This window comes from Brucella sp. JSBI001 (assembly GCF_026014005.1).
Taxonomy (GTDB): Bacteria; Pseudomonadota; Alphaproteobacteria; order Rhizobiales; family Rhizobiaceae; genus Brucella; species Brucella anthropi.
Genome location: NZ_CP110339.1, coordinates 1,690,118 through 1,712,438, shown reverse-complemented (window position 1 = coordinate 1,712,438; position 22,321 = coordinate 1,690,118). Strand labels below are relative to the sequence as shown.

The window sequence follows — 22,321 nt, the reverse complement described above, 5'->3', positions numbered from 1 at the left end:
AAGGCATCTGCGATTGCAGTCATAAAATCGTGACAGTTACTGCTATGCCTTCAACAGGAACAGCACCTGATATGCAGGATTGCTTGCGCGTCGCGTTTCGGTCAAAACAACGCCGTTGATTTACGATTCAGGAAAAGGAGCCGCCGATGGGTAAACGTTCGAATACAATTCGATGGCTTGTAATATTCTCGGCCATTTCTTGTATTCTGAGTTTTCCAGCGGACTTGCACGCGCAACAGGCAGCAGGTGCTGAGGTGTCGGCAGGGACTGAAGAGACATCGCATCATTCTGCACCGGCAACCGACACCTTTGGTCAGACCCAGTTCGTTCTGAGTGGCGATCCCGTTGTCCCCCCGCGCGATTATGCCAAAGGGTTGGAGATACCAAATCCTGATGAGTATGATCCTATCGAGTCCGGCACGATTTTTGACATCGTTTATTTGGGCGTCGCCGATGGCAGAATGCGTTTCGAGATTCGCGGTTATACCGCGACTGATCTGCAAAACCCGGATACGGGGCAAACAGTCGATTTTCCGGTCGAGCAACAATCTATCGAAATCAGGAATATCCGGATTGACGTGGAGGCTGCCGAGTCGGGAAGCCTGACTTACAAGGCAAACAGGTTTTCTGAAACTTCAGGAAATTAGTTCTCTGATGTATCCCAACCCGGGTAGACGCCCGAACGTATGTTGCCCCAGGTCGGATCAATGTCGTGGTACTCGTGATAAAGTCTGATAATGATGGCAGTCACAAGGAAAACTGCGCATAAAGCCAGTATGATTTTAAAGAATAAGTCCGGCTTCAAGCTCTGCCTCGCCCATTGCTAAATGTAGCCCTCAGCGTTTTATATCCGTGCAGATCAATGTTTTCCGTTAACGGGTGCTGTCGAACGAAAGTTTCGTTCAATGCGGCATTGTTGAGAAGTGCCTGCTATATTGAATTGTGAAACGATAGAAACAGCGGGTAACAGCTTGCGATTCGACGAGCCGAAATTTTTGCGCATTGAACCACGTGAAGAGGCAAACGGCATGGAATTTCCCCGTGATATTGAAGATGCGGCCAGAAATTTGTGGCTCGAAGTCTCAGAAACGAACGAAAAAGTTGCACCCGTCGATATGATCGCACTTGCTATCCTGAGGGAGAGGCAGCGATGTGCGACAATTGCGCTTTGCGTATTTGATGATGAAGAATGGTCGGATGAATACCGCATGGCAGGTGGATTGGCTGCGGAGGCAATACTTGCAGGCAATAGCAATATTTCAGATTAAGCGGTGGCATCGCACGTGAAGCCTGTCGCATAAAGAAACGGAATGAAATGGTATTCGAACGTTTAGGGGCAGGGATTGCTGGCCTGCTGTCAATGACTTTGGTTGGATGCACGACATCGCCGCAGAATTATGCGTCTTCGCTTTCAATTCAGGATCCCAAATGGCAGTCGCCACAGTGCGAAGAAATTCGTGCGGAGGCCGCGAATTATGAGGCGAGAGAAAAGAAGGTTTCCGACCTGGCTCCCGGACTTCTCATCGGCCCGTATGGGCTGGGTATAGCGGCGGCAATAAAGGAGAATGACGAGAAGCGGCGAAAAGTGTTCGTTCGCGAGATGCACCTGCGCTGCTCAAGTTTGCCTCTTCCGAGAGAGCTCGAAAATACACAAAACGAAACGAACCAATCAAAACCAGCTGATACATTTCGATAGTTTGCGTACTTCTTCACATAATTCCGATCCGCAATAGCGACGTCAACAGCGAGTTAATGACGATGCCCGAATTTGTACCTGTCATCGCGTTGCATGGCGGCGCTGGAACCATTCTTAAAGCCAATATGACGCCAGAGAAGGAAGCAGCCTATCATGCCGGCCTGCGGGAATGCCTGCAGGCTGGACTGGATGTTCTGCGTAAAGGTGGCAAAGCACTCGATGCCGTGACGGCATCTGTGATTGCCCTGGAAGAAAATCCGCTTTTCAACGCCGGGCACGGAGCCGTTTTCACGACGGATGAAACGCATGAGATGGATGCGGCCATCATGGATGGCGCAACGCGGGCATGTGGCGCCATCTCCGGAATTTGCGGGCCACGCAATCCTGTTCTGGCGGCACGTGCAGTCATGGAGCAGACCGAACACGTATTTTTCGCAGGCGAAGGGGCAAAGCGGTTTTGCGAAGCTGCCGGTCTGGAAATGATGGCGCCGGAATGGTTCTCGACGGAACAGCGTCGCAAGGCCTTGCACGACGAAATGGCACGTCGTCGCAGTGGTGCCGCCGACGATGGCGATCCTGCCCGCAAACATGGCACTGTCGGAGCAGTTGCACTGGATCGTTTCGGTCATCTGGCGGCAGCTACGTCCACGGGCGGCATGACCGCCAAGACACCGGGACGCGTTGGTGACAGCCCGGTCATCGGTGCTGGAACCTGGGCGGATGACGAGACGGTAGCGCTTTCCGCCACAGGTCACGGAGAATATTTCATTCGCTGGGCGGTGGGTCACGAAGTGGATGCACGGATGCGCTGGGCAGGGCAATCGCTCAATGAGGCGGCTGGCGCGGTTGTCCGCGAGCTGGGTGAAATCGGTGGCTCTGGCGGTCTTGTTGCGGTGGATCGCAAAGGCAATGTCAGCCTGCCGTTCAACAGCCCAGGCATGTATCGTGCATGGTGCGGTTTGGACGGGGAGATAAATACGGGTATATATAGATAGGGTCGAAGCGCTTGCCTGTTTTTAACAGGGCTTGTTCAACAAGCGTCAGCTTTTCTATTCCATATTGGAATGGCAAGTCTAAAATTGCATTGGCCAAAGCCTAAATTTGCTGCCTATAAATTTCAAATAATAAAATTGACGGTCAAGGGAGATTACTCCTCGGCTTTTCTTCAAGCTCTTGAAAAAGCAAGAAGATTGGCTTCGGGTAACGATGGCTGGTGCGCCTTTCAAACGAGCGCGAAAATGGGGAAATGAATGACGGAAGCCAAGCGCGTTCTGGAGGGGAAGATTTACCCTTCTGACGAAAAGGCGCAGCTATTCAACAATATGGAGCCGCAAAGCAGTGCCAGTGGAGCGGCAAGTCTTGCGCAACCAGTGCAGGAATTTCGCTTGCCGGTCAGCGACCTGCATGAACTTTCCGTTTTGGAATATGGTAATCCAAAAGGGATCCCAGCTGTCTTTCTACATGGCGGTCCCGGTGCGGGTGTCTCGGCCAAGCAGATTGCCAGTTTCGATCTCAACACTTATCGTGTCATTACCTTCGATCAACGCGGTGCGGGCCGTTCCACCCCTATCGCGGAAATTGTTGAAAACACCACACAGCATCTGATCGCGGACATGGACACCCTGCGCAAAAAACTGGGTATCAAGCGCTGGCTTGTGGCCGGAGGCTCTTGGGGATCATGTCTTTCGCTTGCCTATGGAATAGCGCATCCGCAGCACTGTCTCGGGTTTCGGCTGCACGGAATATTTCTGGGCGGGCAGGAGGATGTTGACTGGTGGTTCCATGGCTGCCGTGCCATTTTCCCGGATCACTGGCAGGAATTCGCCGAATTCGTACAGGAAAGTGAGCGCGCCGACCTGCTCGCCGCGTACTATACGCGGCTAACGTCTGGGGATCCGGTACAAGAACAGACGGCGGCCCAGAGCCTGCGCGGATTTTCGGCGCGCACGCAGACCTTCGAACCGGACACGAACCACGTCTCCGAACTTCTGAAGCCGGAAGCGGCCTTGGCCGTATCACGCATTTTTACCCACTATTGCATCAACCGCGCTTTCTTGCCGGAGAATTATCTCATCGGGAGTATTGATCGTATTCGTCACCTGCCAGCCGAAATCGTGCAGGCGCGATACGATACGGTGACGCCGATGATGACGGCCTGGAAACTCAAGGAAGCCTGGCCGGAGGCCGGATTCACCATCGTCACACTTGCCAATCACCAGTCGACAATCGGCCCGATGGCTGATGCGCTAGCAGCTGCATCTGCCCGGCTGGCGCGGCAGTTGGTGTAATCCAATTCATCAATGCTTGGAATTGAGGACAATTCGATGTTCGATACAAGGACCGCCGATACATCGCCTTCGATGACGTACTACGTCGATATCTGCAAGGCGGTGAAGCCCGCCGTGTCGCCGGACGGTGAACTTCTGGTCTATCTCAGCGATGAAAGCGGTACGGCACAGGTTTGGGCGCGCTCGCTTGCAGGTGGCAAGCCACGCCAACTCACCAATCTGCCGGAACCGGTCGGCAATCTTGCCTTCAATCCCAAGAACCGTGATCTGCTGATCACCACAGACTGGGGTGGCGACGAACGTCACCAGCTGTGGCTGATCGAAGACGCCGAAGGTGAGCCGCGCCTCCTCACCACCGATACTACGGTGGTGCACGCCTGGGGCTGCTGGTCGCCGGATGGCACCCGGATCGCCTATAGCGCTAATTATCGCGACCGTTCGCACATGGATATTCATGTGATGACCGTTGCAACGGGCGAGACGAAATGCGTCTACGAGGGTATCGGCTGGCGCAGCCCGGCAGCTTTTGTGCCCGATGGCAAGTCGCTTCTGGTCAATGATTGCCAGCGTGCCATGACGGATCAGGACTTCTGCCGCCTCGATCTCGAAACAGGCGCCTATGAAAATATTCTGCCGCATGAAGGCCGGGCGCACTATCAGGCGCCGAAATTCTTCAAGGATGGCTCCGGTATTCTGTTGATTGCCGATCAGGAACGCGAATATCTCTCGGTCATGGTCAAGCCGCATGACGCGGCATCGCTGACCGAACTCGCCGCTTTTGAAGGGCAGGATGTTGAAGCGCTCGCAATCTCACCTGATCAGAACAGGATAGCACTCGTCCTGAACCGTCAGGGCTGGAATGATCTGGTTCTGATCGGTCGCGACGGAGCGGTGCTGAAACAGCTAGAGATGCCGGTTGTCGGGGTCGTTGCTTCGATTGCATGGACGCCCGATGGCATGTCGTTGATCATGCCTGTGGAAGGTGCTGCGACGTCGGGCGATATCTGGCGCTGCGATGTTGAAAGCGGTGTTTTTACACGCCTGACAGATGCGCCGAAAGCCAAGGTGAAATTACCGGCCTTTCTGGAACCAACGGTAACGAGCGTTGCAAGTTTCGACGGTCTGGACGTTCCGTATTTCGTCTACAAGCCGGAGCGTGCACCGGGTCGTGATGGTTATCCAGTTATGATCATTGTGCATGGCGGTCCTGAAGCCCAGTGGAAGCCGGATTTCCGGGCGGACATCCAGTACATGCTGGCACGGGGCATCATGGTCATCGCGCCGAATATTCGCGGCAGCACCGGTTATGGCCGCGACTACCAGCATCTCGACGACCGTGAACTGCGCATGGACAGCGTCGCCGATCTCAAAGCGGTGCGCATGGCGGTCGCAGCACGTAGTGACGTAGATGAAAGTCGTATTGGCGTGTTTGGCCGGTCTTATGGTGGATTCATGGTCCTCTCGGCCATGACAGAGTATCCCGACCTGTGGAAGCTTGGTGTCGAGTATTACGGGATCGCCAATTTTCTCACTCTGCTGCAGACAACGGGACCGTGGCGCAAGGAACTGCGCGCCATCGAATATGGTGATGTCGAAACCATGCGGGATGAGCTGGAGCGGTTCTCGCCCATCAATCGCATAGGCAATATCGCCGCGCCATTGATGATCGCGCATGGTCTGGAAGACCCGCGTGTCACGCCGTGCGAAAGCGAGATGGTTTATTCGTGCCTGCGCGGCCTCGGCAAACCGATCGAATATCTGCGTGTACCGCATGAGGGCCATGGCTTCGCGCGTATCGAAAATCGGCGCCGCGTGTTTGGCGCGCTGGCCCGTTTCATTGACGAGAATCTTTAAGAGCATTGTTGGGAGAGAACACCGTGAAGAATGGTGAAGATATCTGGGATCTGGTGGACGCGAAGAAGGCTGATTTTGAAGCCTTGAGTGACCGCGTCTGGGGCATGCCGGAGATCGCTTATACCGAATATAAGTCCTGTGCCGAGCATACTGCAATGTTGAAGGAACAGGGGTTCCGTATTGCCGAGAACGTAGCGGGCATTCCCACCGCCGTGATGGGTGAAGCCGGAGATGGTGGACCGGTCGTCGCAATCTTGGGTGAATACGATGCCCTTCCGGGCCTCAGCCAGGAAGCGGGTATTGCGGAACCCCGTCCGATCCCTGGCACGGGACATGGCCATGGTTGCGGCCACAATCTTCTGGGTTCCGCCGCCATTTTGGCTGCGACGGCGGTTAAGGACTGGCTGGAACAGACCGGCAAGAAGGGACGTGTACGCTATTACGGTTGCCCGGCGGAAGAAGGTGGGGCGGCGAAGTCGTTCATGGCGCGTGCTGGCGCTTTCGATGATGTCGACATTGCCATCTGCTGGCATCCGGCTTCGTTCACCCAGGTAGATGACGCGCAGTCGCTCGCCAATACGCGCATGGATTTCGAGTTTACCGGACGGGCCTCCCACGCCGCCGCGGCACCGCATCTGGGGCGCTCGGCTCTGGATGCGGTGGAGCTGATGAGCGTCGGTTGCAATTATTTACGTGAACACATCCCTTCTGATTGCCGTCTTCACTATGCCTATCTCAATGCGGGCGGTATCGCGCCGAATGTCGTTCAAGCCAAAGCCAAGGTGCGCTACGCCATCCGGGCAACCGATCTTCCGGGTATGTTCGCTCTCAACGACCGGGTGAAGAAGGTTGCAGAAGGCGCTGCGATGATGACGGAAACGACCGTCAACATCTCCATTATGAGCGCGGTGTCGAACTTGCTCGGTAATACGCCGCTGGAAATCGCGATGCATTCGAACATGGAACGTCTGGGCGGTGTGCCGTTTGACGATGTGGACCGTGCCTTCGCAGCCGAGATTCAGGCAACGCTTTCGAAGGAAGACATTGAAACCGATTACTTGCGCGTCGGCCAGCCGCTGGCAGCAAATGAACCTCTTTGCGACTACGTCTTGCCACGTGAACAGAAGGGCGTGCCGATGATCGGCTCCACCGATCTGGGCGATGTAAGCTGGGTCGTCCCGACCGTTCAGGCGCGCGTGGCAACACATGCGATCGGCTCGCCCGGTCATTCGTGGCAGATCACGGCACAAGGCAAGATGCCAGCCGCGCATAAGGGCATGGTCTACGCCGCCAAGGTGATGGCGGGCACTGCGCTTGATGTTCTTCAGAACGAGAAAACCCTGAACGACGCCAAGGCTGATCACAAGGCTCGTACGGCAACGACGCCCTATACCTGCCCGATCCCGTCAGACGTCAATCCGCCGCTCCAACCGCGTCCAGCAGACTGACTGGCTGAATAATTGCATTTCGTGCCGCGCGGACTCGCGCGGCACCTTTCGAAAATGCTCAACCATAAAAGGGGATAATAATGCAAAAACAAAAGACAACCATCTTGCGCCGTACCACAGCACTCGCACTTGTCGCCGGTATGAGTGCTGCGACGTTCCCTGCTGGGGCCGCGTCGCCACCGAACGCGCTTGTCATGGCGTGGAACATCGACGCTATCAGCACTTTTGACCCAGCACAGATCGGTGAGGCGGCTACCAACGAGATCATCCAGAATATCTGCGACCCCATGGTTGATTTCGATCCGGCTGACGAGACCAAGATCGTGCCGCAACTCGCCAAAAGCTGGGACGTCTCGCAGGACGGTCTGCAGATCACGTTCCACATGCGCGATGACCTGAAGTTTGACAATGGCGACAAGGCGACGGCGGGCGATATGGCATGGTCGCTCCAGCGCGCAGTCAAGCTCGGTTTCGGCAATGCCGCGACGTTGACAGAATATGGTTTCACCAAGGACAATGTGGACCATACGATCTTGGCACCTGACAACGACACGGTCGTTTTCAAGCTGGACAAGCCTTATCCGGTCAATCTCATTCTGGCGGCGATCGCTGCCAACCGGGTTGCCAGCCTTCTTAATCAGAAGGTGTTGATGGAGAACCAGGTCGATAATGACATGGGCAACAAATATCTGGCCACTCGGTCGGAATGCGTCGGCCCCTACAAGCTGGTGCGGTGGAACCCCGCCGAAGTGGTTCTCCTCCAGGCGACCGACAATTACTGGGGAGAAGCACCGAAGCTCAAACAGGTACTGATCCGCCATGTTTCAGAAGCGGGAACTCAACGGCTTCTGCTTGAAAAAGGTGACATAGACATTGCTCGCGATCTGACGCCGGAGGACCTGCGCGATCTCGAAGCCCAGGACAAGGTGACCGCTTCACGCTCGCTAAAGCCTTCGCTGTTCTATTGGAATTTCAACAATGCCGATCCGATCTTCGCCAATGAAAAGGTGCGCCTCGCGATGCGCTATCTCATTGATTACGAGGGCCTCGGCAAGACGGTCATCAACAATGTCGGCGTGCCGCGTGCGAGCTTCGTGCAGTTAGGTGCTTTCGGTGCACTGGATGAGAAGGAAGGGCAGCCCTTCAAACTCGATGTGGAAAAGGCTCGTGAACTACTGAAGGAAGCCGGTTACGAGAAGGGCTTCGAGACGACGATGTTTATCAGTACCGCGCCTTATGCGGCTCCGATTGCCCAGAGCATTCAGGATGCCGCCGCCAAGGTCGGCGTGAAGATCAAGATCGAACGTATGGCCAACGCACAATTGTTCAGCCGCATTCGCGGTCGTGAGTTCCAGACGTCGCTGATGGGCTGGCAGACCACCGTTCCGGACGCGCATGGCAATGCTTCGCGTCAGATTTTCAATCCTGATAACCGGGCTGATGCCAAGCAGACCATGTATCCGAGCTGGCGCGCGAGCTACTTCAACGAAGCCGTAAACAAGGAAGTCGACACGGCTTTGTTCGAGAAGGACGAGGCCAAACGCAAACAGATGTATATCGATCTGCAGAAGGAGATGATGGAGAAGGGGCCGCACGCCTTCATTTTCCAGATCTATAATGTCGCTGGCGTTAACAAGGCTATGAAGAACTGGAGCTGGAACGGCTTCCGCGTCTACTACGATCTGGCCGCGAAATAGCGAGAATAGCGTTCCCGGTGGCTTCCTCACAGTCGCCGGGCGTTCTTCGCTTCGATGGATGACCGTGTGACCGCTTGTGGCTCGCAGTGCGATCCTGGCCCGGCATCCCGTTTTTCTCTTTCGGGAATTTGCAGATGACGACGCACGAAATCATGGAAGACGTGGAGGAGGCGGACCGCGACAGGGAAGCCGGTCCGGTGCTTCAGTTTCTCGCCGCCACAGTGCGCCTGATCATTTCAGTGGCGATTACGCTTCTGGGACTGGTCACACTGACCTTTTTCATCAGCCGCCTTTTGCCGCTCGATCCGGTTATTGCCATGCTGGGGGACAATGTTTCCCAAGAAGCCTATGACACGATGTATCGTAAGTTGGGTCTCGACCAGCCGTTGATCGTGCAATACGGCCTATACCTCAAGAATGCGCTTATGTTTGATTTTGGCAACGCGCTGACTTCCGGTCGTCCGGTACTGGAAGATATTGCACGCGTCTTCCCCGCCACCATCGAACTGGCGACCGTGGCCATCGTCATCGGTACCACGCTTGGTATTCCGCTTGGTGTTTTCTCGGCCATGTATCGCAATTCGCCGCTGGACCATGCTGTGCGTATGGTCAGTTTGCTTGGTTATTCTACGCCGAACTTCTGGCTCGGTTTGATGGCGCTGCTGATCTTCTACGCCACGTTGGGTTGGATCGGCGGGCCGGGGCGGATCGACTTCATCTACGAATATTCCGTCGAACCGACGACCGGATTCTTGCTTCTCGACAGCGCAATGCAGGGACAGTGGGATGCTTTTTGGAACGCTGTAAGCCATATCATCATGCCGGCCCTGATCCTCGCTTTTGGTTCTATGGCTTATATCAGCCGCATGACGCGTGGCTTCATGATCGAGCAGCTCAATCAGGAATATATTATCACTGCGCGCGTCAAGGGGCTGTCCTGGGCGCGCACCGTTTGGGGGCATGCATTCCGCAATGTTGCGGTTCAGGTCGTGACGGTCGTGGCGCTATCCTATGCCTTTCTGCTGGAAGGCGCTGTGCTGACTGAAACGGTGTTCGCATGGCCGGGTTTTGGGCGCTACCTCACCAATGCGCTTCTGGCTGGTGACATGAACGCGGTGGTCGGCTGCACGCTGATCGTCGGCATCCTGTTTGTTGGTATCAACCTGATCAGCGATCTTCTGTATCGCGTTTTTGATCCTCGCACACGATAGGACACTGCCGATGAACACCCACACCAGCACATCGTCGGCCCAAACTTCCAATTCTCTGCGGGGTTGGCTGACTGCCCCCGTGCCTACATCTGCCTTTCAGGCCAATATCCAGCAGTTACGCCGTTCCTGGTTCAAGCTGATGGCCAATACGTCTGCCGTATTCGGTCTGGCCGTAATCGTGCTTTTGGTACTGGTAGCCATTCTTGCGCCTCTAATCGCGACGCACGACATTGGTACCAACAATCTCGCGAACCGGCTTCAACCCCCGTCATGGGGACACTTCTTTGGCACAGACGAACTGGGGCGCGATATTTTCAGCCGCCTTGTCTATGGCTCGCGCATCACGCTTTACATCGTGACGCTGACTGCTGTCATCGCTGCGCCTATTGGTCTCGTCGTTGGCACCACTGCAGGCTATATGGGCGGCTGGGTTGATACGGCACTGATGCGTATTGTCGATATCTTCCTTGCTTTTCCTAGTCTCGTGCTCGCGCTGTCCTTTGCTGCAGCGCTTGGGCCAGGCATCGAAAATGCCGTCATCGCCATTTCGCTCGCCGCATGGCCACCGATAGCCCGTCTTGCTCGCGCCGAAACACTGACCATCCGCTCGTCTGACTATGTGGCCGCCATTCGTCTGCAGGGGGCTTCCACGATGCGGGTGATTACGAAACATGTCGTGCCGATGTGCATTCCGTCGGTGGTGATCCGCATCACGCTCAACATGTCTTCGATCATTTTAACGGCCGCCGGCCTTGGCTTTCTCGGTCTTGGTGCACAGCCGCCAAGCCCGGAATGGGGCGCGATGCTTTCCAGTGGTCGCGAATTCATGATGACTTCGTGGTGGCTTGCCGCTGTACCCGGCACTGCAATCTTGATCGCGAGCCTCGCCTTCAACCTGTTCGGCGACGGTTTGCGCGACGTTCTCGACCCCAGAAACGGATAAGATCGATGACAAAACCATTGCTTGAAGTTGATGATCTGTGGGTGTCGTTTCCCGGCGCTGACCGCAACATCGATGTTGTTCGCGGCATCAGCTTTTCCATAGGGCGTGAAAAAGTCGGTATTGTAGGCGAATCCGGTTCCGGTAAGTCGATGACTGGGCGCTCGATCCTCAAGCTAACACCAAAGGTGGCACAAATCCGCGCCAAGAGCCTGCGTTTCGGTGAGATCGACCTGCTGTCGGCCAGCGAACGTCAGATGCGCGGTGTACGTGGCAACCGCATTTCGATGATCCTTCAGGACCCGAAATATTCACTCAACCCGCTGATCCGTATCGGTGATCAGATCATGGAAGCCTATCGGCTACATCATCGGGTGAAATCGGCGGCGGCACGACAGAAGACAATTGCCATGCTGGAGGCCGTGCATATACGCGATCCCGAGCGTGTCATGCGTCTGTTCCCGCATGAGATTTCCGGTGGCATGGGCCAGCGTGTGATGCTCGCCATGATGCTGATCCCTGAACCGGACATGATTATTGCTGACGAACCGACCTCCGCGCTCGACGTGACTGTGCGGCGTCAGGTTTTGACTGTGCTCGATGAATTGGTCAGCCGTTCAGGCACTGGGTTGATGTTCATCAGCCATGACCTCAATCTGGTGGCGGATTTCTGCGACCGGGTACTGGTTATGTATGCGGGGCGCATCATGGAAGATCTGCCGGCCAAGGACCTGCACAAGGCCCGTCATCCCTACACGCAGGCGCTTCTGGCAAGTCTTCCTCGGCTGGATCAACCGGTCGATATGCTGAAGGTGCCCGAACGCGACAAAAGCTGGCTCACCGAGCCGACGCTGGTGGGAGAAAACTCATGATACATGTAGGCAACTCTCCATTTGTGGATGTTTCGGACCTTTCCATCAGCTTCGGCAAAGGGCGCAAGCGCGCCACTGTCGTCAGGAAGGTAAAGTTTCATATCGAGCGCGGCGCGGCCTATGGCCTGATCGGTGAATCCGGTTGTGGCAAATCCACGATCCTGCGCGCTCTCGCAGGCCTCATCCCGCACCATCAAGGCAACTTCGTTTTTGATGAACAGAAGATGGGCGGCGAGCGCGACAAAGCGTTTTTCCGTCGTGTGCAGATGGTGTTTCAGGACCCCTATGCTTCGCTGCACCCGCGCAAGCAGGTGCACAAGGTGTTGGCGGAATCGCTTGCCATTCACGACATGGATCGCAAAGACGAGCGTATTCGTGACGTATTGCAGGCGGTCGGTCTCGGCCCAAGTTTCCTTTATCGCTATCCGCATGAATTGTCCGGTGGTCAGCGTCAGCGCGTCGCAATAGCGCGTGCGCTTATCATCGAGCCGGATGTGCTTCTTCTGGATGAACCGACATCCGCGCTCGATGTTTCCGTGCAGGCGGAAATTCTCAATCTGCTCAAGGTCCTGCGCCGCGAGCGCAATCTCACCTATCTCATGGTTTCGCACGACCTCGCCGTAGTGGCGCATATCTGCGAGCGTGTCGGGGTCATGCACAAGGGCATCATTCTGGAAGAACTGACGGCAGACGATCTTCGTCATTTGCGCGCCAAGGCTGAATATACGCAGGAATTCCTGCAGGCCAGCGTGGAAGCCGTCGCACATAATCAGGCTAGGGAAATACGGGTATGAACTATCATTCGGCGGCTAATCCGGGACAGAAATGGGAACGTTTGAAGAGTCCTGCCGCGGCGGGTTGGTCGGAAGCTGGACTTCGTGCTGTTGATACTTGCGCGGACCAACAGGAAACCGATGCGTTGATGATCGTCCAAGGTAACAAGATCGTCCACACATATGGTGACATCACACACAAATATCTCTGCCATTCCATTCGCAAGAGTATCCTTGCCGCACTGATGGGGCAGGATGTCGCCGATGGCACCATTGATCTCAGCCTGACGCTGGAACAGCTAGGTATTGATGACAATGAAGGCTTGAGCGAAGTCGAGAAGCAGGCGACGGTTTATGATCTCCTGACTGCGCGTTCCGGCGTCTATCATCCCGCGGGCTACGAGACGCCATGGATGCGGATGATCAAGGAAAAGCGCCATTCCCATGCGCCGGGCACCTTCTGGTGTTACAACAACTGGGATTTCAATGCGCTCGGCACTATTTTCGAGCAGTTGACCGGCAAGACCGTACACCAGGCTTTCGATGAGCGTATCGCAAAGCCGCTCGGGCTTGAGGATTTCAGACTGGATGGTGACAAGCCGGATGGCTGGCATGATCACTTTACGGAAAGCCGACACGCCGCCTACCCGTTCCGTCTGTCGACACGTGATCTGGCCCGCTTCGGCCAGCTTTATCTGCGCAATGGCCGCTGGAATGGTGCATCCGTTCTACCTGATGGGTGGGGGCAGGAATGTGTGATGCCTTACTCTCATGCTGGTGCACGTGGCGCTTATGGATATATGTGGTGGCTGGAGCGTGATGGCGTGTTTTTCCCCGGTGTGGTGACGCCGAAAGGCAGTTATGCAGGCTTCGGTGCAGGTGGCCATTTCTGCGTTGTCTTGCCTGCCCTTGACATGGTGATCGTGCATCGCGTGGATACTGACATTGCTGGGCGCCAGCTCAATCGACACAAGTTCGGGCGTCTTTTGAAGCTCATTCTCGATGCATTTCAGGGGTGAAGTCATGCCGCGGGAGGAAATGACGGTCGCACTCGCGATAGCTTCGGTATGCGCAAAACCAGTGTTGAGCACCAATGCGCGGAAACTGGCGCGTGACGCCATTTTAGATACCTTGGCCTGTATGGTGGCAGGCCGTGACGACGACAGCACGCAAAGCGTTGTGAAAGCCTTTGCAGAATTCAGCGCTGGTGGAACTGCTTTGTCGGTTGCGGGAGGAACAGGCAGCCCGATGTTCGCTGCGCTGGTCAATGGTACAGCAGCACATGCGCTCGATTTCGACGATAATTTTCTGCCCGGCATGAGCCATGCTTCGGCGGTGATCGTGCCCGCTATCCTGGCGTTGGCCGATCTAGATGAAACCGCAGGGGGGCGTCTGATCGACGCCTATCTGGCAGGACTGCAGGCGCAGGCGCTGGTAGGCAACGGCCTGGGACAGGCACATTACACAGCTGGCTGGCATGGCACCTCAACGGTGGGGAGTATTGGCACTGCTGTCGCCACGGCTCAAATGCTTGGTCTCGACATCCAGGCGACCGCACAGGCGATTACTATCGCTGCCAGTTTCGCATCCGGCACGAAAGGTCAGTTCGGCACGCTGATCAAGCCGTTTCATGCGGGCATGGCCGCGCGCAATGCTGTTGAGGCTGCATTGCTCGCAAAAGCTGGAATGGAGGCACGGCCCGATATTCTGGAAGGGGAGCAAGGTATTCGTGAGCTATTCGCTGGTGACCCACGTCTCAGCTGGAATATCGAAGATATCCTCATCGACAAGGCGCATGTGATTGAAACGGCCGGTGTCATGCCGAAACGGCACCCTTGCTGTGGGTCCACCCATATGATCGTCGACTCATTGCTTGATCTTAAGGAAGAGCACGGGTTTGATGCCGAGGATGTTGTGGCTGTAGACTCTTTGGTCGGGATCGCGAATTATCGCAATCTCGCATATACGCAGCCGACCGACCAGATGCAGGCACGCTTCTCAATGCAATATTGCGTCGCACGCGCCTTGCGGCAGGGCTATCTTGCACTTGCAGATTTCACCCCAGAGGCTGTGGTTGCTTTCCGGGACGATCCACTGCTCGATGTTATCGCCATGCGAAGTTATTCGATGGAGGAAGAACGGGTATCAGCGGAAAAGCTGCCGCATGTCGCAACCGTTACACTGAAAAACGGACGTGTTTTGCAGGCGTCGCGCAGCTTCGCTGTCGGTACTCTGCAGCAACCTTTCAATGCCGATGATCGGACGCGGAAATTTCTGGATTGTTGTGCGGCGATTCCGGTCGCAGATAAGATCTATTTGGATTTGCGCGGTCTTGACGATGCAGAGAACCTGAAAGCTGTTGCGGCACTTTTCACGCGGCCTTGATGTTTTAACTCGGCGCAAGACTTCCGGCGTTGTGGCCACTTTTCTGGGAAACCAGTTGTGAGGCGCGGCGCCAGAAGAGTTCCGCCTGCTTGTTCCTGAATTGGGGTGTTCGGTACACGCGGATTTCAATCAACAGATCGGTGTTTGTTTCACCGGCGCGGACCAGCACGCCACGCTTCAATTCATCGTCGACAAGGCTTTCCGGTATCCATGCAACACCGTGTCCGGAGACCGCCATTGCCTTGAGCGCAACAGACATTCCGTTTTCGTAAACCGTGTTCAATTCGAAACCATGTTTCTCAAACAACCAGGGTAGTGCGAGGGAAAAGAACGAGTTGCCACGATAGCTGAGGAAGTCGATCGGTAGCGCCTTTTCCTTCAGGCTATGCAGGGCCTGTCCATTCGGCGCAGGAGCGGATACAGGGATGACCCTCTCGGTGCCCAGTGCCAAAAACGGATAACCGCCAAGATCGTCCATCTGCGGAACAGCCGGATGCGCATAAGTCAGGAAGAAGTCGCAATGCCCGCTGACGAGTGTGGAGATATTACCGACGAACGATGAATGCGGATCGGCAAAACGGGCGCGGAATGAAGCCCCAGAAGCTTCAATCTGTGCCATCCAATGCGGGAAGAATGTGAGCGACAGCGTGTTGAGTGTTGCGAAAGAAATGATTTCCCACGTTGCGCTGTAGCCGTCGCTGACACTCTTGCGAGCACTGAGCAGCATTTCGAGAGCATCTTGTGCCCGCGGAAGAAAGCATTCTCCTGCCTTTGTCAGGCATATCGGGTTGGATGAGCGATCGATTAGTGGCAGACCAACCCAGTCTTCCAGTTGCTTGATGCGCTTACTGAGAGCGGACTGCGTGATATTGCGGTCACCTGCAGCACGGGAGTAGCTCCTGTGTTCCGCGAGGCTGACGAAATCTTCCAGCCATTTTAGTTCCATAGTCTGTACCAATGCATCGGATAAGCGAAAATGATCCCGCCCTGATTTATAACGCGATCCGGCTCCATTGAGTTAGAACCCATCCGATGTTTTCGATCAAACGATAATCTGACTGATAGTGATAAACAGATAGAACTACCCACCTGATTGCCTTTACATCGAGTCGCGTACGCGCTCCCATGCCTTGGTCAAATGGCGTCCCAATACTTCAGACAGTCGGGTTGCGTCGCGGGCTTCCAGCGCCTCGATCATTTCTTGGTGCTCAGATACAGCCGCCGCCCATTTCTCGGAGCCTTCGTGGCCGACGAAACGGATCCGCTTCAATCTCGTCTGCAGCATCTGGTGAATGTCAGCCAGCGTGGGGTTCTTGGCAAGACGAACGATGGCAAGATGAATCTGCTGGTTCAGTTTGTAATATTGCAGTCGGTCAGCATGCTTGTAGCGTTCGATCATTTCATCGTGTAGCGAACGAACCTCGGCGATTTCCTTGTCGGTCGCAAGCTCGCAGGCGAGTTTCCCAGCAAGTTCTTCCAAAGTACGCAGGACGGTGAGCATGTCCCTGACATCAGCTGCACTGAACCGTTTCACAACAGCACCGCGGCTTGGAACAAGCTCGACGAGTCCCTCGCTGGCCAGATACTTGATCGCCTCACGCAGCGGTGTCCGGGACACGCCGAGTTGTTCTCCGAGCTGGCCTTCATGCAGGCGCGTGCCGGGTTCCAGCTGCCCTTCGATAATCATGTCGCGCAGATGGTTGACGAGCATATCGTGCAAGGCAGTGCGGCGGAACGCTTGTGAGCCGTTGTCGGCTTGCCCGGTTTTCTGAATTTCGTCCATCGGCCTTTTTCTCAAAGAGTGGTTTCGAATCCTCATCGCACCAACTGAGGCGAAGATGGCTGGCCAGCTTTCAACCGTCAACATAAAATGCTGCATACAGAATACAAAATGCTTGCGCCGTGCGGAGGGCTGCCTTATGAACGCTGCATACAGAATGCAGACGAGGAGGATGCTAATGACCGTTACTGGCGCTGAACCGAGCGTGATCGCGCTTGCAATGGGGGATCCAGCTGGTGTCAGTCCAGAGCTGACAGCCCGTCTGCTCGCTTTGCCGGATGTCAGAAAAGAAGCGCATATCATCGTCTTCGGTGATCGCCGCATTCTGGACGAAGGTGCGCATATTGCGGGTGTTAAGCTTGATCTGCAGGATGCCAACCTCGAAAATGCGCCTAACATGCCGGTCGGCAAACATGTCTTCGTTGACTTGAAGAATCTCGATCCGAAGGACGTTGTGCGTAGCGAAGCCACGCTGGTTGGCGGAACTTTCGCAACCCAGAACTTTCGTACCGCACTGAAATTTGCTGATGCTGGACATGCGCAGGCTGTTTGTTTTACGCCGTTCAACAAGCAGGCGATGCGGTTCGCTTATCCGGGTTACGACGACGAAATCCGCTTTGTTGCCGATGTGCTGAGCTTCACAGGCAAGGTGCGTGAGTTCAACGTTCTGGAGAAAGTCTGGAACGCGCGCGTGACTTCGCATATTCCGCTCAAGGATGTAGCCTCGACCCTGACTGTTGAAGGAATTCTCGCCGAGCTGGAACTGGCTTGGGTGTGCCTGAAGAAAGCGGGATACGACAATCCGAAGATTGCAGTGGCCGGGCTCAACCCACATGCCGGTGATGGCGGTAGCTTTGGCATGGAAGAAATCGACATTATTGAGCCTGCAGTAAGGGCAGCGAAAGCCAAGGGTTTCGACGTCGATGGCCCGTTTCCGGCTGACACAGTGTTCCTGCGTGCGCTGAAAGATGATTTTCAGGCGGTACTGACCATGTATCACGATCAGGGTCAGATCGCGATGAAGCTGATGGGCTTCGACAAAGGTGTGACAATGATGGGCGGATTGCCATTCCCGCTTTGCACGCCGGCCCACGGAACGGCCTACGATATTGCTGGAAGGGGGGTCGCCGACGTGGGAGCCACGCGCGAAGCGATCCTGCTCGCGGCACGAATGGCGAAAAGAGCAGCAGCACTTTCAGACGCTGCCTGATTTTCGTCATTTTGACACTATCGGCATGGGGGGAGGCCCATGCCGCTTAACTGGGAGGATAGACCATGAAGAAGTCTTTGCACATTGCCTGCCTGGCAGCAGGAGTGGCAATAATCGCATCATCCGCTCTGGCATTCGAGCCGACACGGCCGGTGGAGTTTGTAGTGACTGCAGGACCGGGCGGCGGCACGGATATTTTCGCGCGTACGATCCAGTCGATCATCGGCAAGTATGACCTGATGAGTGCGCCAATCGTCGTCACAAACAAGGGCAGCGCGGGCGGAGCAGAAGGTTTTGTTTACACTGCTGGCTATAAGGGCGATCCATACAAGCTCGCTTTCGGCACGAACAACGCCTATCTTTTGCCGGTGCGCGCAAAGGTTCCTTATAAATCGGCAGATCTGGTCCCGGTTTCGGCACTGGCTTCGGATGAATTCATTCTTTGGGTCAACGGAAAGTCTGAATTCAAGACAGCCGCAGAGTTCATCGCCAAGGCGAAAGATGATGCGGGCCTGAAGGTTGGCGGCAGCCAGTCCAAGGACGTTGACCAGATTTTGACATCCATGATCAACGATGCCACGGGCTCGAAGCTCGGCTACATCCCGTTCAAAAGCGGTGGCGAAGCTGCCGTCCAGCTCGCGGGGGAGCACATTGCTGCCAACGTCAACAATCCCAGCGAGAATCTTGGCCAATGGCAGGCAGGCATGGTGAAGCCGCTTTGCGTCTTCAAGGGCGAAAAGCTCAAAGGTGACGGCAAGATTGCTGGCGATATGGGGTGGAGCGACATCCCAACCTGCAAGGAAGCGGGGATTACAATCGAAAATTACGCCATGCCGCGTACTGTATGGCTTCCTGCGGGTGTTGATCAGGACGTCGTTGATTACTATGCAGGCGTACTGAAGAAGGTTGCCGAAACACCTGAATGGGCGAAGTATCTTGCCGATAGTTCGCAATCTGCCGCCTATATGAGCGGTAATGAACTCTCATCCTTTATCAAGAACGATGAAACAGCGGTAACGGCCGTGCTGAAGCGTGAAGGCTGGCTTGCCAACTGACGTTTCGTGCATTTGTGCAGACGCCGCCGGCGTCTGCACCATTCATTGAAGGAGCTTATCCAATGAGTGATAAAGGCGAGGCCGGAATTTCCCGCTTCATCGTCGAGGCGAGCGTAGCTCTTTTGACGGGTGGGTTGGGAGCGGTGGTCTGTTATGGCTCACTACAGGCTGGTACAGGCTGGACGGAAATGGGCCCGGATGCAGGTTATTTTCCGTTCTACATCGGGCTACTGATCATGTTCGGAAGCACGGTCAATCTCGTTCTGGCATTTGTAAAACATCGTGGTAGCGGAGAAGTATTCGTTGAACTCTCTCGGTTGAAACCTGTTCTCGGTTTCGCCTTGCCGCTGGTTGCCTTCGCTGCCATATCGACGGTTCTCGGACTATATGTCGGTACCGCGCTCTACATTGCTGCAGCGATGATGTTTCAGGGGCGCTACAAATGGTGGGCTTCATTGCCAGCCGGTATTGCCGTTTCCCTCTTCTTTTTCGTCATTTTTGAAATCGGCTTCAAGGTTCCGCTCCTTAAAGGTCCGGTGGAGGCTTTCTTCGGCATTTATTGATACCGGAAAGTCCGATGTCTTGGGAGGAAAGACATGGAAAACTTCAGTCTCCTGATGGATGGCTTCGCCCACATACTCAGTTTCAATCATGTTTTGCTGATGATGCTGGGTGTAACGCTTGGAATTTTGGTTGGTGTCCTGCCGGGATTGGGTGCGCCCAATGGTGTTTCCCTGCTTTTGCCACTGACTTTTACAATGGACCCCATCTCCGCGATCATTCTGTTGTCCTGTATGTATTGGGGGGCATTGTTCGGTGGATCAACCACGTCCATTCTTTTCAATATTCCGGGCGAGCCTTCGTCCGTTGCCACCACTTTCGATGGATATCCGATGGCGAAGGCCGGACATGCGAGCCGCGCCCTGACGCTGGCATTCGTTTCGGCTGGCATCGGCGCGCTGGCTGGTGTGATGATGATTACACTGCTCTCTAGTTGGGTTGCCAATTTCGCCCTGCGATTTTCATCGCCAGAGTATTTCGCTGTTTATTTTCTGGCTTTCGCCAGCTTTATATCCATGGGTGCTCAATCGCCCTTCAAGACGCTCGTTTCCATGATGATCGGTTTTGCCTTTGCCTCGGTGGGCATGGACACTATCTCCGGCAATTTGCGCCTGACATTTGAAATACCGGAACTCATCAAGGGTATCTCCTTTCTGATTGCAGTGATGGGCCTGTTCGGGATCGGCGAACTGTTGCTGACGACGGAGGAGGGGCTGCGCTTTGATGGCATCAAGGCACGGGTGCGTCTCGGTGAGATCGGGCGCACGCTACTGGAGATACCGCGTTACTGGTTCACGCTTGCACGCTCAACGCTGATCGGTATCTGGATGGGCATAACGCCCGCCGGACCAACGGCTGCATCCTTTATGAGCTATGGCGTGGCTCGTCGTTCCGCCCGCGATAAATCGAAGTTCGGCAAGGGGGACCCGCGCGGTATCGTGGCTCCGGAAACCGCTGACCATTCTGCCGGTACATCTGCGCTTCTCCCCATGCTGGCACTTGGTGTTCCGGGTTCGGCTACCGCTGCTGTGATGATGGGCGGCCTGATGATCTGGGGCCTCACTCCCGGCCCGACATTGTTCACGGATCGCCCGGATTTCGTCTGGGGTCTGATTGCATCCATGTATCTCGGCAATATTGTCGCCGTTATTCTGGTCATTGCGACCGTGCCGCTCTACGCATCTATTCTGCGCGTGCCGTTCTCGATCATCGGGCCGATCATTGTCGCGGTCATTTTCTCCGGCGCTTATCAGGTCGCCAACTCGATAACCGACGTCTGGCTGGTGATCGCATTTGGCGTGCTGGGCTATATCTTCAAGAAACTCGACTATCCGCTGGCACCGTTGGTTCTAGCCATGGTTCTCGGAGACAAGGCAGAAGATGCATTCCGTCAGTCGATGATGATGTCCAGCGGTCAGCTTTCGATATTCTGGTCGAATGGCCTGGTTGCATCGCTGATGACGCTCGGCGTCTTCCTGCTTGTTTCACCCGCCATCTTCTGGGGCATTGGCAAACTGCGTAGCCGGAAACCCGAAATTCCCTCCGGTAACGGCAACGTGGCCTGATGTCGATGGATCACGCAAAAGAACAGGAATGTAAGTTGCAACAGACGATTTCCAAATGGACACGCGAAACCTGGCCAATTGCAGCAGCGATGATCCACTATCCCAATATGCTGCCGGACGGCAGTTCGGTGCAGGATCAGTCGGTGGAAGATTGGGCCCGCACTTTGTCCGATGTTGCGGATGCAGGGTTTACCGAACTTGATCCGACCGACAGCTGGCTGCGACTGGCTGACTTGTCATCGATTCGTCTCAGTGAATTTATGGCGGTCGTCAAATCGCTCGGCTTTACTATTCCTGCAATTTCGACGTCGCGACGCAGCGTGATCGACGCACAACACGGCGACGAATATCTGGCTTATGGTCACAGGGTCATCGACACCGCTAAGGAAATTGGCGCGAGCTGCGTTTCCTTCGGGCTTTTTGAACCGCTGACGGACGCTCAAAAACAGGCATTGTGGTTCTGGACGGTCGATGGTGCTAAGAACCCGGACGATCCGGCTGTGTGGAACAAGGCTGTTGAGCGAATTCGTGAACTCGGTCGCCATGCGGATGAGCTTGGTATAGAGCTGTCGCTTGAAATGTACGAAGATACCTATCTTGGCACTGCGGACAGTTCAGTCCGTTTCGTTGAGGAAGTTGGCCTCGACAATGTCGGGATCAATGCCGATCTTGGCAATCTCATCCGTCTGCACCGTCCGGTCGAACATTGGCAGAAGATGATGGAGAAGGTGGCGCCTTACGCAAAGTTCTGGCACGTCAAGAATTACACCCGTACGGAAGACCCAGCATCCGGTGTGACCGTCACGCATCCAGCTCCCCTTGAAAGCGGGATCATCAATTATCGCACAGCTATCAGGATGGCGCTGGATCACGGTTTTGCCAGCCCCTTCTTATGCGAACATTATGGTGGCGACGGGCTCTCCGTTTCGGCTACAAATCGTGACTACCTGCGCCGCATCCTGCCACGCGGCTAATTACCCAGACCA

General features: G+C 55.3%; 21 protein-coding genes. 19 read left to right on the top strand and 2 right to left on the bottom strand.

The genetic code is table 11. The features are described from left to right. Positions 1-146: 146 nt before the first annotated feature. The 14 genes from LJ361_RS08145 (at position 147) to LJ361_RS08080 (ending at position 15,164) form a co-directional block, all read left to right on the top strand. Entirely contained in the window at positions 147-647 is a 501-nt protein-coding gene (locus LJ361_RS08145; RefSeq protein ID WP_029927914.1) for a hypothetical protein, read from the top strand. A gap of 288 nt (positions 648-935) precedes the next feature. Next, positions 936-1,268, top strand: coding sequence for a hypothetical protein (locus LJ361_RS08140; protein ID WP_264813281.1), 333 nt, complete (start codon positions 936-938; stop codon positions 1,266-1,268). A gap of 47 nt (positions 1,269-1,315) precedes the next feature. Continuing rightward, positions 1,316-1,696, top strand: a complete 381-nt coding sequence (locus LJ361_RS08135; protein WP_010661047.1) for a hypothetical protein — start codon at positions 1,316-1,318, stop codon at positions 1,694-1,696. A 62-nt stretch (positions 1,697-1,758) separates the two neighbouring features. After that, the gene (locus LJ361_RS08130) at positions 1,759-2,691 is read left to right on the top strand and encodes an isoaspartyl peptidase/L-asparaginase family protein (protein ID WP_040128753.1); all 933 of its coding nucleotides are present in this window, start codon (positions 1,759-1,761) and stop codon (positions 2,689-2,691) included. Between the two features lie 255 nt (positions 2,692-2,946). After that, complete coding sequence (gene pip, locus LJ361_RS08125) at positions 2,947-3,984, top strand: prolyl aminopeptidase (protein WP_036578789.1); 1,038 nt, start codon at positions 2,947-2,949, stop codon at positions 3,982-3,984. 36 nt (positions 3,985-4,020) lie between these two features. Further along, entirely contained in the window at positions 4,021-5,838 is a 1,818-nt protein-coding gene (locus LJ361_RS08120; protein WP_264813279.1) for an alpha/beta hydrolase family protein, read from the top strand. Positions 5,839-5,861: 23 nt separating this feature from the next. Then, complete coding sequence (locus tag LJ361_RS08115) at positions 5,862-7,286, top strand: M20 family metallopeptidase (protein WP_029929879.1); 1,425 nt, start codon at positions 5,862-5,864, stop codon at positions 7,284-7,286. An 80-nt stretch (positions 7,287-7,366) separates the two neighbouring features. Further along, positions 7,367-8,983, top strand: coding sequence for an ABC transporter substrate-binding protein (locus LJ361_RS08110; protein WP_264813276.1), 1,617 nt, complete (start codon positions 7,367-7,369; stop codon positions 8,981-8,983). Positions 8,984-9,117: 134 nt separating this feature from the next. Then, a complete protein-coding gene (locus LJ361_RS08105) occupies positions 9,118-10,194 on the top strand; it encodes an ABC transporter permease (protein ID WP_036578792.1) in 1,077 nt (358 codons plus the stop codon). 10 nt (positions 10,195-10,204) lie between these two features. Continuing rightward, a complete protein-coding gene (nikC, locus tag LJ361_RS08100) occupies positions 10,205-11,137 on the top strand; it encodes a nickel transporter permease (protein ID WP_036578793.1) in 933 nt (310 codons plus the stop codon). Between the two features lie 5 nt (positions 11,138-11,142). After that, positions 11,143-12,006: an ABC transporter ATP-binding protein gene (locus tag LJ361_RS08095; RefSeq protein WP_264813274.1), complete on the top strand. Its 864-nt coding sequence runs from the start codon at positions 11,143-11,145 to the stop codon at positions 12,004-12,006. Further along, positions 12,003-12,800 carry an ABC transporter ATP-binding protein gene (locus tag LJ361_RS08090; RefSeq protein ID WP_036578795.1) on the top strand — a complete coding sequence of 266 codons (798 nt, stop codon included), beginning with the start codon at positions 12,003-12,005 and terminating at the stop codon, positions 12,798-12,800. Before LJ361_RS08095 ends, LJ361_RS08090 begins: the two co-directional genes overlap by 4 nt. Continuing rightward, positions 12,797-13,798 (top strand): serine hydrolase domain-containing protein, encoded by a 1,002-nt coding sequence (locus LJ361_RS08085; protein WP_036578796.1) that lies wholly within the window; start codon positions 12,797-12,799, stop codon positions 13,796-13,798. Before LJ361_RS08090 ends, LJ361_RS08085 begins: the two co-directional genes overlap by 4 nt. A gap of 4 nt (positions 13,799-13,802) precedes the next feature. Then, entirely contained in the window at positions 13,803-15,164 is a 1,362-nt protein-coding gene (locus LJ361_RS08080; protein ID WP_080641681.1) for an MmgE/PrpD family protein, read from the top strand. 4 nt (positions 15,165-15,168) lie between these two features. On the opposite strand, the gene LJ361_RS08075 is transcribed toward LJ361_RS08080, so the two are convergent. Continuing rightward, positions 15,169-16,110, bottom strand: coding sequence for a LysR family transcriptional regulator (locus LJ361_RS08075; RefSeq protein WP_029929896.1), 942 nt, complete (start codon positions 16,108-16,110; stop codon positions 15,169-15,171). Positions 16,111-16,263: 153 nt separating this feature from the next. Then, positions 16,264-16,947 (bottom strand): GntR family transcriptional regulator, encoded by a 684-nt coding sequence (locus LJ361_RS08070; protein ID WP_194531663.1) that lies wholly within the window; start codon positions 16,945-16,947, stop codon positions 16,264-16,266. Between the two features lie 175 nt (positions 16,948-17,122). Here LJ361_RS08070 and LJ361_RS08065 point away from each other — a divergent pair, with 175 nt between their 5' ends. The 5 genes from LJ361_RS08065 to LJ361_RS08045 all read left to right on the top strand — a co-directional run bounded on the left by LJ361_RS08065 (position 17,123) and on the right by LJ361_RS08045 (position 22,309). Then, positions 17,123-18,154 (top strand): 4-hydroxythreonine-4-phosphate dehydrogenase PdxA, encoded by a 1,032-nt coding sequence (locus LJ361_RS08065; RefSeq protein WP_036578799.1) that lies wholly within the window; start codon positions 17,123-17,125, stop codon positions 18,152-18,154. A gap of 65 nt (positions 18,155-18,219) precedes the next feature. After that, positions 18,220-19,209: a Bug family tripartite tricarboxylate transporter substrate binding protein gene (locus LJ361_RS08060; protein ID WP_010661730.1), complete on the top strand. Its 990-nt coding sequence runs from the start codon at positions 18,220-18,222 to the stop codon at positions 19,207-19,209. 62 nt (positions 19,210-19,271) lie between these two features. After that, positions 19,272-19,772: a tripartite tricarboxylate transporter TctB family protein gene (locus tag LJ361_RS08055; RefSeq protein ID WP_010661731.1), complete on the top strand. Its 501-nt coding sequence runs from the start codon at positions 19,272-19,274 to the stop codon at positions 19,770-19,772. 33 nt (positions 19,773-19,805) lie between these two features. After that, a complete protein-coding gene (locus LJ361_RS08050) occupies positions 19,806-21,335 on the top strand; it encodes a tripartite tricarboxylate transporter permease (protein WP_029929905.1) in 1,530 nt (509 codons plus the stop codon). Next, positions 21,335-22,309: a sugar phosphate isomerase/epimerase family protein gene (locus LJ361_RS08045; protein WP_036577555.1), complete on the top strand. Its 975-nt coding sequence runs from the start codon at positions 21,335-21,337 to the stop codon at positions 22,307-22,309. Before LJ361_RS08050 ends, LJ361_RS08045 begins: the two co-directional genes overlap by 1 nt. The last annotated feature ends 12 nt before the right edge of the window (positions 22,310-22,321 follow it).

Coding starts and splice junctions, on each gene's coding strand:
- LJ361_RS08145 (WP_029927914.1), top strand. CDS start 147: ATGGGTAAACGTTCGAATACAATTCGATGGCTTGTAATATTCTCGGCC.
- LJ361_RS08135 (WP_010661047.1), top strand. CDS start 1,316: ATGGTATTCGAACGTTTAGGGGCAGGGATTGCTGGCCTGCTGTCAATG.
- LJ361_RS08130 (WP_040128753.1), top strand. CDS start 1,759: ATGCCCGAATTTGTACCTGTCATCGCGTTGCATGGCGGCGCTGGAACC.
- pip (WP_036578789.1), top strand. CDS start 2,947: ATGACGGAAGCCAAGCGCGTTCTGGAGGGGAAGATTTACCCTTCTGAC.
- LJ361_RS08120 (WP_264813279.1), top strand. CDS start 4,021: ATGTTCGATACAAGGACCGCCGATACATCGCCTTCGATGACGTACTAC.
- LJ361_RS08110 (WP_264813276.1), top strand. CDS start 7,367: ATGCAAAAACAAAAGACAACCATCTTGCGCCGTACCACAGCACTCGCA.
- LJ361_RS08105 (WP_036578792.1), top strand. CDS start 9,118: ATGACGACGCACGAAATCATGGAAGACGTGGAGGAGGCGGACCGCGAC.
- nikC (WP_036578793.1), top strand. CDS start 10,205: ATGAACACCCACACCAGCACATCGTCGGCCCAAACTTCCAATTCTCTG.
- LJ361_RS08095 (WP_264813274.1), top strand. CDS start 11,143: ATGACAAAACCATTGCTTGAAGTTGATGATCTGTGGGTGTCGTTTCCC.
- LJ361_RS08090 (WP_036578795.1), top strand. CDS start 12,003: ATGATACATGTAGGCAACTCTCCATTTGTGGATGTTTCGGACCTTTCC.
- LJ361_RS08085 (WP_036578796.1), top strand. CDS start 12,797: ATGAACTATCATTCGGCGGCTAATCCGGGACAGAAATGGGAACGTTTG.
- LJ361_RS08080 (WP_080641681.1), top strand. CDS start 13,803: ATGCCGCGGGAGGAAATGACGGTCGCACTCGCGATAGCTTCGGTATGC.
- LJ361_RS08075 (WP_029929896.1), bottom strand. CDS start 16,110: ATGGAACTAAAATGGCTGGAAGATTTCGTCAGCCTCGCGGAACACAGG.
- LJ361_RS08070 (WP_194531663.1), bottom strand. CDS start 16,947: ATGGACGAAATTCAGAAAACCGGGCAAGCCGACAACGGCTCACAAGCG.
- LJ361_RS08065 (WP_036578799.1), top strand. CDS start 17,123: ATGACCGTTACTGGCGCTGAACCGAGCGTGATCGCGCTTGCAATGGGG.
- LJ361_RS08060 (WP_010661730.1), top strand. CDS start 18,220: ATGAAGAAGTCTTTGCACATTGCCTGCCTGGCAGCAGGAGTGGCAATA.
- LJ361_RS08055 (WP_010661731.1), top strand. CDS start 19,272: ATGAGTGATAAAGGCGAGGCCGGAATTTCCCGCTTCATCGTCGAGGCG.
- LJ361_RS08050 (WP_029929905.1), top strand. CDS start 19,806: ATGGAAAACTTCAGTCTCCTGATGGATGGCTTCGCCCACATACTCAGT.
- LJ361_RS08045 (WP_036577555.1), top strand. CDS start 21,335: ATGTCGATGGATCACGCAAAAGAACAGGAATGTAAGTTGCAACAGACG.